Below are 11,751 nucleotides of genomic sequence, written 5' to 3'. Positions count from 1 at the left end.
TCTGCTCCGTGGATTAATGGCGGAAGTGGCGCATGTCAGTGAACACCATCGCTATGCCGTGCTCGTCGGCGGCAGCAATGACTTCATCATCACGGATAGAACCGCCCGGCTGGATCACGCAGGTCACACCGGCGGCGGCGGCGGCATCAATCCCATCGCGGAACGGGAAGAAGGCGTCGGATGCCATAGAGGAACCTTGAACTTCCAGACCTTCGTCGGCGGCTTTAATCCCGGCGATTTTTGCGGAATATACGCGGCTCATCTGGCCCGCGCCTATGCCGATAGTCATGTTCTCTTTGGCGTAAACAATGGCGTTGGATTTTACAAATTTAGCTACTTTCCAGCAGAACAGCGCATCGCGCAGTTCCTGTTCGGTCGGCTGACGTTTGGAAACTACGCGCAGTTCACCTTCGCTCACCATACCCAGGTCACGATCCTGAACCAGCAGACCGCCGTTAACGCGTTTGAAGTCCAGGCCCGGCACACGTTGTGCCCACTGACCGCAGGTCAGCACGCGGACGTTCTGTTTGGCGGCGGTGATTTTCAGTGCGTCTTCGGTTGCGGATGGCGCGATGATCACTTCCACGAACTGACGGGAAATGATGGCTTGAGCAGTTTCGGCATCCAGTTCGCGGTTGAAGGCGATGATGCCGCCGAACGCGGAGGTCGGGTCGGTTTTATAGGCGCGGTCGTAAGCATCGAAAATAGAGGTACTGACAGCCACGCCGCACGGGTTAGCGTGTTTGACGATCACACAGGCTGGCTCGTTGAATTCTTTTACGCACTCCAGCGCCGCATCGGTATCGGCGATGTTGTTGTAGGAAAGTGCTTTGCCCTGTACCTGCTGCGCGGTGGCAACGGACGCTTCTTTAACATTCTCTTCTATATAGAAGGCAGCCTGTTGGTGGCTGTTCTCGCCGTAGCGCATATCCTGCTTCTTAATGAAGTTCAGGTTCAGTGTACGTGGAAAGCGACCGGCGGCTTCTTTGCTTTCGCCGTGGTAGGCCGGAACCATGCTACCGAAGTAGTTGGCGATCATGCTGTCGTAAGCGGCGGTGTGTTCGAAGGCTTTAATCGCGAGATCGAAACGCGTGTCGAGGGTCAGAGAACCGTCGTTGGCATCCATCTCTTTAATAATGGCGGCGTAGTCGCTGCTCTTCACAACGATAGCCACATCTTTATGGTTCTTGGCAGCGGAACGCACCATCGTCGGGCCGCCGATATCAATGTTTTCTACCGCATCTTCCAGCGAGCAGCCTTCACGGGCAACGGTCTCGGCGAACGGGTACAGGTTAACAACCACCATGTCGATAGGTGCGATGCCGTGCTGCTCCATAATCCCGTCGTCCTGACCGCGACGACCAAGAATGCCGCCGTGGACTTTCGGATGCAGGGTCTTTACGCGTCCATCCATCATTTCCGGGAAGCCGGTGTAATCGGAAACTTCGGTCACTGGCAGGCCTTTCTCAGCCAACAGGCGCGCAGTGCCACCTGTAGACAGCAGCTCCACACCGCGTGCGGAAAGTGCCTGAGCGAATTCGATGATACCGGCCTTGTCAGAAACACTGAGCAGAGCGCGGCGGACTGGACGACGTTGTTGCATGGTAAATCCCCTGGATTTGACTATTACAGAGAGCGTTAGGTGAATTCTTGGCTAAAAACTCAGCTAACGCCCCTTACGGGGCATCCTTGTTGTGCGGGGGCATTGTAACGAAAACGTTTGCGCAACGCTCGCGAATTTTTAATTTTCGATTTTGACCTCTTCTTTTTCCGTTGAAGGATGCTCATATAAACAGAGAAGTGCACAAACGACCGTGTGGTTTGTGGATAACTCTGTGTGTAAATGGGTATAAGGCGGGGTTTTGCTGTGGAATGCAGCGGTCAGTCATTTTTCTGCAATTTAAGGGTTGCGGGCCGCGGGAAACTCCCTATAATGCGCCTCCATCGACACGGCGGATGTGAATCACTTCACACAAACAGCCGGTTCGGTTGAAGAGAAAAACCTGAAAATGAGGGTTGACTCTGAAAGAGGAAAGCGTAATATACGCCACCTCGCGACAGAGCGCTAAAGCGCGTCGCAACTGCTCTTTAACAATTTATCAGACAATCTGTGTGGGCACTCGAAGATACGGATTCTTAACGTCGCAAGACGAAAAATGAATACCAAGTCTCTGAGTGAACACGTAATTCATTACGAAGTTTAATTCACGAGCATCAAACTTAAATTGAAGAGTTTGATCATGGCTCAGATTGAACGCTGGCGGCAGGCCTAACACATGCAAGTCGAACGGTAGCACAGAGGAGCTTGCTCCTTGGGTGACGAGTGGCGGACGGGTGAGTAATGTCTGGGAAACTGCCCGATGGAGGGGGATAACTACTGGAAACGGTAGCTAATACCGCATAATGTCGCAAGACCAAAGAGGGGGACCTTCGGGCCTCTTGCCATCGGATGTGCCCAGATGGGATTAGCTAGTAGGTGGGGTAACGGCTCACCTAGGCGACGATCCCTAGCTGGTCTGAGAGGATGACCAGCCACACTGGAACTGAGACACGGTCCAGACTCCTACGGGAGGCAGCAGTGGGGAATATTGCACAATGGGCGCAAGCCTGATGCAGCCATGCCGCGTGTATGAAGAAGGCCTTCGGGTTGTAAAGTACTTTCAGCGAGGAGGAAGGTGTTGTGGTTAATAACCGCAGCAATTGACGTTACTCGCAGAAGAAGCACCGGCTAACTCCGTGCCAGCAGCCGCGGTAATACGGAGGGTGCAAGCGTTAATCGGAATTACTGGGCGTAAAGCGCACGCAGGCGGTCTGTCAAGTCGGATGTGAAATCCCCGGGCTCAACCTGGGAACTGCATCCGAAACTGGCAGGCTAGAGTCTTGTAGAGGGGGGTAGAATTCCAGGTGTAGCGGTGAAATGCGTAGAGATCTGGAGGAATACCGGTGGCGAAGGCGGCCCCCTGGACAAAGACTGACGCTCAGGTGCGAAAGCGTGGGGAGCAAACAGGATTAGATACCCTGGTAGTCCACGCCGTAAACGATGTCGACTTGGAGGTTGTGCCCTTGAGGCGTGGCTTCCGGAGCTAACGCGTTAAGTCGACCGCCTGGGGAGTACGGCCGCAAGGTTAAAACTCAAATGAATTGACGGGGGCCCGCACAAGCGGTGGAGCATGTGGTTTAATTCGATGCAACGCGAAGAACCTTACCTACTCTTGACATCCACGGAACTTGGCAGAGATGCCTTGGTGCCTTCGGGAACCGTGAGACAGGTGCTGCATGGCTGTCGTCAGCTCGTGTTGTGAAATGTTGGGTTAAGTCCCGCAACGAGCGCAACCCTTATCCTTTGTTGCCAGCGATTCGGTCGGGAACTCAAAGGAGACTGCCAGTGATAAACTGGAGGAAGGTGGGGATGACGTCAAGTCATCATGGCCCTTACGAGTAGGGCTACACACGTGCTACAATGGCATATACAAAGAGAAGCGACCTCGCGAGAGCAAGCGGACCTCATAAAGTATGTCGTAGTCCGGATTGGAGTCTGCAACTCGACTCCATGAAGTCGGAATCGCTAGTAATCGTGGATCAGAATGCCACGGTGAATACGTTCCCGGGCCTTGTACACACCGCCCGTCACACCATGGGAGTGGGTTGCAAAAGAAGTAGGTAGCTTAACCTTCGGGAGGGCGCTTACCACTTTGTGATTCATGACTGGGGTGAAGTCGTAACAAGGTAACCGTAGGGGAACCTGCGGTTGGATCACCTCCTTACCTTAAAGAACCGACCTTTGTAGTGCTCACACAGATTGTCTGATGAAAAGTAAATAGCAAGGCGTCTTGCGATTGAGACTTCAGTGTCCCCTTCGTCTAGAGGCCCAGGACACCGCCCTTTCACGGCGGTAACAGGGGTTCGAATCCCCTAGGGGACGCCACTTGCTGGTATGTGTGAGTGAAAGTCGCCGACCGAAGTATCTCAAAACAGACTTTCGAGTCTCGTTTGAGATATTTGCTCTTTAAAAATCTGGATCAAGCTGAAAATTGAAACGACACACTGTTTCATTTCTCCGTAAACAAGAAATGAAAAGCGGTGTGTCCGAGTCTCTCAAATTTTCGCAACACTGAAGTGTTTTACGAAACATCTTCGGGTTGTGAGGTTAAGCGACTAAGCGTACACGGTGGATGCCCTGGCAGTCAGAGGCGATGAAGGACGTGCTAATCTGCGATAAGCGTCGGTAAGGTGATATGAACCGTTATAACCGGCGATTTCCGAATGGGGAAACCCAGTGTGATTCGTCACACTATCATTACGTGAATACATAGCGTAATGAAGCGAACCGGGGGAACTGAAACATCTAAGTACCCCGAGGAAAAGAAATCAACCGAGATTCCCCCAGTAGCGGCGAGCGAACGGGGAGCAGCCCAGAGTCTGAATCAGCATGTGTGGTAGTGGAACGGTCTGGAAAGTCCGGCGATACAGGGTGATAGCCCCGTACACAAAAGTGCATGTGTTGTGAACTCGAAGAGTAGGGCGGGACACGTGGTATCCTGTCTGAATATGGGGGGACCATCCTCCAAGGCTAAATACTCCTGACTGACCGATAGTGAACCAGTACCGTGAGGGAAAGGCGAAAAGAACCCCGGCGAGGGGAGTGAAAAAGAACCTGAAACCGTGTACGTACAAGCAGTGGGAGCCTCTTTATGGGGTGACTGCGTACCTTTTGTATAATGGGTCAGCGACTTATATTCTGTAGCAAGGTTAACCGAATAGGGGAGCCGAAGGGAAACCGAGTCTTAACTGGGCGTTAAGTTGCAGGGTATAGACCCGAAACCCGGTGATCTAGCCATGGGCAGGTTGAAGGTTGGGTAACACTAACTGGAGGACCGAACCGACTAATGTTGAAAAATTAGCGGATGACTTGTGGCTGGGGGTGAAAGGCCAATCAAACCGGGAGATAGCTGGTTCTCCCCGAAAGCTATTTAGGTAGCGCCTCGTGAATTCATCTTCGGGGGTAGAGCACTGTTTCGGCTAGGGGGTCATCCCGACTTACCAACCCGATGCAAACTGCGAATACCGAAGAATGTTATCACGGGAGACACACGGCGGGTGCTAACGTCCGTCGTGAAGAGGGAAACAACCCAGACCGCCAGCTAAGGTCCCAAAGTCATGGTTAAGTGGGAAACGATGTGGGAAGGCACAGACAGCCAGGATGTTGGCTTAGAAGCAGCCATCATTTAAAGAAAGCGTAATAGCTCACTGGTCGAGTCGGCCTGCGCGGAAGATGTAACGGGGCTAAACCATGCACCGAAGCTGCGGCAGCGACACTATGTGTTGTTGGGTAGGGGAGCGTTCTGTAAGCCGTTGAAGGTGGCCTGTGAGGGTTGCTGGAGGTATCAGAAGTGCGAATGCTGACATAAGTAACGATAATGCGGGTGAAAAACCCGCACGCCGGAAGACCAAGGGTTCCTGTCCAACGTTAATCGGGGCAGGGTGAGTCGACCCCTAAGGCGAGGCCGAAAGGCGTAGTCGATGGGAAACAGGTTAATATTCCTGTACTTGGTGTTACTGCGAAGGGGGGACGGAGAAGGCTATGTTAGCCGGGCGACGGTTGTCCCGGTTTAAGCATGTAGGCGGAGATTCCAGGTAAATCCGGAGTCTTGTTAACGCTGAGGTGTGATGACGAGGCACTACGGTGCTGAAGTAACAAATGCCCTGCTTCCAGGAAAAGCCTCTAAGCATCAGGTAACACAAAATCGTACCCCAAACCGACACAGGTGGTCAGGTAGAGAATACCAAGGCGCTTGAGAGAACTCGGGTGAAGGAACTAGGCAAAATGGTGCCGTAACTTCGGGAGAAGGCACGCTGATATGTAGGTGAAGTGATTTACTCATGGAGCTGAAATCAGTCGAAGATACCAGCTGGCTGCAACTGTTTATTAAAAACACAGCACTGTGCAAACACGAAAGTGGACGTATACGGTGTGACGCCTGCCCGGTGCCGGAAGGTTAATTGATGGGGTTATCCGTAAGGAGAAGCTCTTGATCGAAGCCCCGGTAAACGGCGGCCGTAACTATAACGGTCCTAAGGTAGCGAAATTCCTTGTCGGGTAAGTTCCGACCTGCACGAATGGCGTAATGATGGCCAGGCTGTCTCCACCCGAGACTCAGTGAAATTGAACTCGCTGTGAAGATGCAGTGTACCCGCGGCAAGACGGAAAGACCCCGTGAACCTTTACTATAGCTTGACACTGAACACTGGTCCTTGATGTGTAGGATAGGTGGGAGGCTTTGAAGTGTGGACGCCAGTCTGCATGGAGCCAACCTTGAAATACCACCCTTTAATGGCTGGTGTTCTAACGTAGACCCGTAATCCGGGTTGCGGACAGTGTCTGGTGGGTAGTTTGACTGGGGCGGTCTCCTCCTAAAGAGTAACGGAGGAGCACGAAGGTTAGCTAATCCTGGTCGGACATCAGGAGGTTAGTGCAAAGGCATAAGCTAGCTTGACTGCGAGAGTGACGGCTCGAGCAGGTGCGAAAGCAGGTCTTAGTGATCCGGTGGTTCTGAATGGAAGGGCCATCGCTCAACGGATAAAAGGTACTCCGGGGATAACAGGCTGATACCGCCCAAGAGTTCATATCGACGGCGGTGTTTGGCACCTCGATGTCGGCTCATCACATCCTGGGGCTGAAGTAGGTCCCAAGGGTATGGCTGTTCGCCATTTAAAGTGGTACGCGAGCTGGGTTTAGAACGTCGTGAGACAGTTCGGTCCCTATCTGCCGTGGGCGCTGGAGAATTGAGGGGGGCTGCTCCTAGTACGAGAGGACCGGAGTGGACGCATCACTGGTGTTCGGGTTGTCATGCCAATGGCATTGCCCGGTAGCTAAATGCGGAAGAGATAAGTGCTGAAAGCATCTAAGCACGAAACTTGCCCCGAGATGAGTTCTCCCTGACCCTTTAAGGGTCCTGAAGGAACGTTGAAGACGACGACGTTGATAGGTCGGGTGTGTAAGCGTAGCGATACGTTGAGCTAACCGATACTAATGAACCGTGAGGCTTAACCTTACAACGCCGAAGATGTTTTGGCGGATGAGACATCGAAATTCAGCTTGATTACAGATTACATCGACAGACCTGAGAGGTGTGTTGATAAACAGAATTTGCCTGGCGGCTGTAGCGCGGTGGTCCCACCTGACCCCATGCCGAACTCAGAAGTGAAACGCCGTAGCGCCGATGGTAGTGTGGGGTCTCCCCATGCGAGAGTAGGGAACTGCCAGGCATCAAACAAGTGAAGAAGCCCATCCTGCCGGATGGGCTTTTTTGCGTCTGCAGGGAGTGAAAACTGCCGGATGCAGCGTACCATTTTATCCAGCCCATCATGTTGTAACCGGTGTTCAGGCCTGAGAAGCGCAGCGCACCTGGCTCTCCCGGCAGCACAGACGAATAGCATTCTCCTTTTTTCTTTACTGCACTAATCTACAGCAAGGAGCCGTGAAACTTTCTCAACTTGAGGATGCAGGCTCGACATTCGCATGATTCCTGGGTATCTTCAGCTATCTGGATGTCTAAACGTTTAAACGTATGTAGTGAGGTTATCAGGTTATGCCAATTCGCGTGCAGGACGAGCTACCCGCCGTCAATTTCTTGCGTGAGGAAAACGTCTTTGTGATGACGTCATCTCGCGCTTCTGGTCAGGAAATTCGTCCACTGAAGGTGCTTATCCTCAACCTGATGCCCAAGAAGATTGAAACGGAAAACCAGTTCCTGCGTTTACTGTCTAATTCACCGCTGCAGGTAGATGTTCAGCTATTGCGCATTGATGCCCGCGAGTCACGCAACACCCCTACGGAGCATCTGAATAACTTTTACTGTAATTTCGAGGATATCTGCGATCAGAACTTTGATGGACTGATCGTGACCGGCGCGCCGTTGGGTCTGGTTGAATTTAATGACGTGGCTTACTGGCCGCAGATTAAACAAGTGCTTGAATGGGCGAAAGATCATGTTACATCGACGCTCTTTGTCTGTTGGGCGGTGCAAGCCGCATTGAATATCCTGTACGGAATTCCCAAGCAAACCCGTACGGATAAACTCTCAGGCGTCTATGAGCACCATATTCTTCATCCTCATGCGCTGCTGACGCGTGGATTTGATGATGCGTTCCTGGCCCCGCATTCGCGCTATGCCGATTTTCCTGCTGCCCTTATCAGGGACTACACCGATCTCGAGATTTTTGCCGAAACAGAAGAGGGAGATGCCTACCTGTTTGCCAGCAAAGATAAACGTATCGCCTTCGTAACGGGCCATCCTGAATATGACGCCCATACACTCGGCAGTGAATATTTTCGTGACGTCGAAGCGGGCTTAACGCCGGAAGTGCCCTATAACTACTTCCCAAAAGATGACCCGCAAAATAAACCGCGGGCAACCTGGCGTAGCCACGGCAATCTGTTGTTTACCAACTGGCTCAACTATTACGTTTACCAGATCACGCCATATGATCTGCGTCACATGAATCCAACGCTGGATTAATCTTCTGTAACAGACGATCCTTAAGCGTTTCAGCATGTTGAATCAGGCACCTTCGGGTGCCTTTTTTATTTCCGAAACGCACCTCACTGTGTAATTAAATTTTATTTATATTGTTATCAATAGGTTAATTGATAATTAAATTAAAAATGGAAATTGTTTTTGATTTTGAAATTTAAATGAGTAGTCTTAGTTGTGCTGAACGAAAACCGCACAACGATCCTTCGTTCGCATTGGGGATGTGTTTGGATCAATGACGAGGAACTACGCAATGAATCAACAGGCAACGACAACCGATGAACTGATCTTCACCAGGCCGCGTGGCGAACAGGAACAGCAGATTCTGACCGCTGAAGCGGTGGAGTTTCTGACCGAGCTGGTGACAAGATTTACGCCAAAGCGGAATAAACTTCTGGCTGCACGTATCCAGCAGCAGCAGGATATTGATGACGGTAAGTTGCCTGACTTTATTTCGGAAACAGCTTCCATTCGCGAAGCTAACTGGAAAATTCGCGGTATTCCTGATGATTTACTGGATCGCCGTGTAGAGATTACCGGACCGGTTGAGCGCAAGATGGTTATCAACGCGCTGAACGCGAACGTCAAAGTCTTTATGGCTGATTTTGAAGATTCGCTGGCTCCTGAGTGGAGCAAAGTTATCGACGGGCAGATCAACTTGCGCGATGCAGTCAATGGCACCATTAGCTACACCAACGAAGCCGGTAAAATTTATCAACTCAAACCCAATCCGGCCCTGTTAGTGTGCCGCGTTCGCGGTCTGCATCTGCCGGAAAAACACGTCACCTGGCGTGGCGAATCGATCCCGGGCAGCCTGTTCGACTTCGCCCTCTATTTCTTCCACAACCACAAAACGTTGCTGGCAAAAGGCAGTGGCCCTTATTTCTATCTACCCAAAACGCAGGCCTGGCAAGAAGCGGCATGGTGGAGCGAAGTGTTCAGCTATGCAGAGGATCGCTTTAATCTGCCGCGCGGCACAATTAAAGCGACCCTGCTGATTGAAACGCTGCCAGCCGTTTTCCAGATGGACGAAATTCTGCACGCGCTGCGTGACCACATTGTGGGCCTGAACTGCGGTCGCTGGGACTACATTTTCAGCTATATCAAAACCCTGAAGAACCACCCGGATCGCGTGTTGCCGGACCGTCAGGTGGTGACGATGGATAAGCCATTCCTCAGTGCGTATTCGCGTCTGCTGATTAAAACCTGTCATAAACGCGGCGCGTTCGCGATGGGCGGCATGGCCGCGTTCATTCCCAGCAAAGATGCGGAACGTAACAACCAGGTTCTGACCAAGGTAAAAGCGGACAAAGCGCTGGAAGCCAATAACGGTCATGACGGCACATGGATTGCCCATCCAGGACTGGCAGATACCGCAATGGCGGTGTTCAACGACGTACTCGGTGAAAACAAAAATCAGCTGTTCGTGACCCGTGAAGAAGATGCGCCGATTACCGCAGAACAATTGCTGGCACCCTGTGAAGGTGAGCGTACTGAAGAAGGCATGCGTGCCAACATTCGTGTCGCGGTGCAGTACATCGAAGCGTGGATCTCCGGTAATGGCTGCGTACCGATTTATGGTCTGATGGAAGATGCGGCCACCGCCGAAATCTCTCGTACTTCCATCTGGCAGTGGATCCACCACCAGAAAACGCTCAGCAACGGCAAACCGGTTACCAAACCGTTGTTCCGCCAGATGCTGGCCGAAGAGATGTTAGTAATTCAGGACGAACTGGGGGAACACCGCTACAGCAGCGGGCGTTTTGACGATGCCGCGCGCCTGATGGAGCAAATCACCACTTCCGACGAGTTAATTGACTTCCTGACGTTACCGGGCTACCGCCTGTTGGCCTAATTTACCCACAATTTATCCTAATGGAGCATCTGCACATGAAAACCCGTACTCAACAAATCGAAGAATTACAGAAAGAATGGACTCAACCGCGCTGGGAAGGCATCACCCGCCCCTATAGCGCGGAGGAAGTGGTGAAATTACGTGGCTCGGTCAACCCGGAATGCACGCTGGCGCAGCTTGGCGCGGCGAAAATGTGGCGTCTGCTACACGGCGAATCGAAGAAAGGTTATATCAACAGCCTCGGTGCGCTGACTGGTGGTCAGGCGCTGCAGCAAGCGAAAGCTGGTATTGAAGCGGTCTACCTTTCAGGCTGGCAGGTGGCGGCAGATGCCAACCTGGCGTCCAGCATGTATCCGGATCAATCGTTGTATCCAGCGAACTCCGTTCCGGCGGTGGTGGACAGGATCAACAACACATTCCGTCGTGCCGATCAGATCCAATGGTCAACCGGTATTGAGCCGAACGATCCGCGCTATGTGGATTACTTCCTGCCGATCGTTGCCGATGCGGAAGCGGGTTTTGGCGGGGTACTGAACGCGTTTGAACTGATGAAATCGATGATTGAGGCTGGTGCAGCGGCCGTTCACTTCGAAGATCAGCTCGCATCGGTGAAAAAATGTGGTCACATGGGCGGCAAAGTCCTGGTGCCGACTCAGGAAGCTATCCAGAAACTGGTGGCAGCGCGTCTGGCTGCAGACGTTATGGGCGTTCCGACGCTGGTGATTGCGCGTACCGATGCTGACGCAGCCGATCTGATTACGTCTGATTGCGACCCATACGATAGCGAGTTCATCACTGGCGAGCGTACCAGCGAAGGGTTCTACCGTACGCATGCGGGCATTGAGCAGGCGATCAGCCGTGGTCTGGCTTACGCACCGTATGCGGATCTGGTGTGGTGTGAAACCTCCACGCCGGACCTCGAACTGGCGAAGCGCTTTGCCGATGCTATTCATGCGAAATTCCCAGGCAAACTGCTGGCCTACAACTGTTCGCCATCGTTTAACTGGCAGAAAAACCTGGATGACAAAACCATTGCCAGCTTCCAGCAACAGCTGTCCGATATGGGTTACAAATACCAGTTCATTACGCTGGCGGGTATCCACAGCATGTGGTTCAACATGTTCGACCTCGCGCATTCCTATGCGCAGGGTGAGGGCATGCGCCACTACGTTGAGAAGGTTCAGCAGCCGGAATTTGCGGCGGCTAAAGATGGCTACACCTTCGTGTCCCATCAGCAGGAAGTGGGGACAGGCTATTTCGACAAAGTAACCACCATCATTCAGGGCGGCACTTCTTCAGTGACCGCGCTGACCGGCTCGACTGAAGAATCGCAGTTTTGATCAATGCCCGGTGGCGCTGCGC

General features: G+C 52.4%; 4 protein-coding genes, 1 tRNA gene and 3 rRNA genes. 7 read left to right on the top strand and 1 reads right to left on the bottom strand.

Annotated features, from left to right (window positions below):
• Positions 1-13: 13 nt before the first annotated feature.
• A complete protein-coding gene (gene purH, locus HV237_RS22630) occupies positions 14-1,603 on the bottom strand; it encodes a bifunctional phosphoribosylaminoimidazolecarboxamide formyltransferase/IMP cyclohydrolase (protein ID WP_047358998.1) in 1,590 nt (529 codons plus the stop codon).
• 619 nt (positions 1,604-2,222) lie between these two features.
• On the opposite strand from purH, the gene HV237_RS22625 reads away from it, so the two are divergent.
• The 7 genes from HV237_RS22625 to aceA all read left to right on the top strand — a co-directional run bounded on the left by HV237_RS22625 (position 2,223) and on the right by aceA (position 11,729).
• A 16S ribosomal RNA gene (locus HV237_RS22625) occupies positions 2,223-3,764 on the top strand.
• A gap of 85 nt (positions 3,765-3,849) precedes the next feature.
• A tRNA-Glu gene (locus HV237_RS22620) sits at positions 3,850-3,925 on the top strand.
• A gap of 220 nt (positions 3,926-4,145) precedes the next feature.
• Positions 4,146-7,052 (top strand): 23S ribosomal RNA (locus tag HV237_RS22615).
• Positions 7,053-7,150: 98 nt separating this feature from the next.
• Positions 7,151-7,266 (top strand): 5S ribosomal RNA (gene rrf, locus HV237_RS22610).
• Together the 16S, 23S and 5S rRNA genes with 1 tRNA gene alongside form the textbook arrangement of a ribosomal RNA operon.
• Before the next feature lie 323 nt (positions 7,267-7,589).
• On the top strand, positions 7,590-8,519 hold the full coding sequence (gene metA / locus HV237_RS22605) for a homoserine O-succinyltransferase (protein ID WP_016155321.1): 930 nt from the start codon (positions 7,590-7,592) through the stop codon (positions 8,517-8,519).
• 268 nt (positions 8,520-8,787) lie between these two features.
• Positions 8,788-10,389, top strand: a complete 1,602-nt coding sequence (gene aceB / locus HV237_RS22600) for a malate synthase A (protein ID WP_047357750.1) — start codon at positions 8,788-8,790, stop codon at positions 10,387-10,389.
• A gap of 35 nt (positions 10,390-10,424) precedes the next feature.
• Positions 10,425-11,729, top strand: a complete 1,305-nt coding sequence (aceA, locus tag HV237_RS22595; protein WP_016155323.1) for an isocitrate lyase — start codon at positions 10,425-10,427, stop codon at positions 11,727-11,729.
• Positions 11,730-11,751 lie beyond the last annotated feature (22 nt).

Origin of the sequence: Citrobacter sp. RHBSTW-00570, assembly GCF_013739755.1 — a bacterium.
Taxonomy (GTDB): domain Bacteria; phylum Pseudomonadota; class Gammaproteobacteria; order Enterobacterales; family Enterobacteriaceae; genus Citrobacter; species Citrobacter braakii.
Note: the sequence above shows the minus strand (reverse complement) of the source record. Positions and strands in the feature narration are given on the sequence as shown.

Bases quoted from the DNA above. Each gene is read 5' to 3' on its own strand.
- purH (WP_047358998.1), bottom strand. From the start codon at position 1,603: ATGCAACAACGTCGTCCAGTCCGCCGCGCTCTGCTCAGTGTTTCTGAC.
- metA (WP_016155321.1), top strand. From the start codon at position 7,590: ATGCCAATTCGCGTGCAGGACGAGCTACCCGCCGTCAATTTCTTGCGT.
- aceB (WP_047357750.1), top strand. From the start codon at position 8,788: ATGAATCAACAGGCAACGACAACCGATGAACTGATCTTCACCAGGCCG.
- aceA (WP_016155323.1), top strand. From the start codon at position 10,425: ATGAAAACCCGTACTCAACAAATCGAAGAATTACAGAAAGAATGGACT.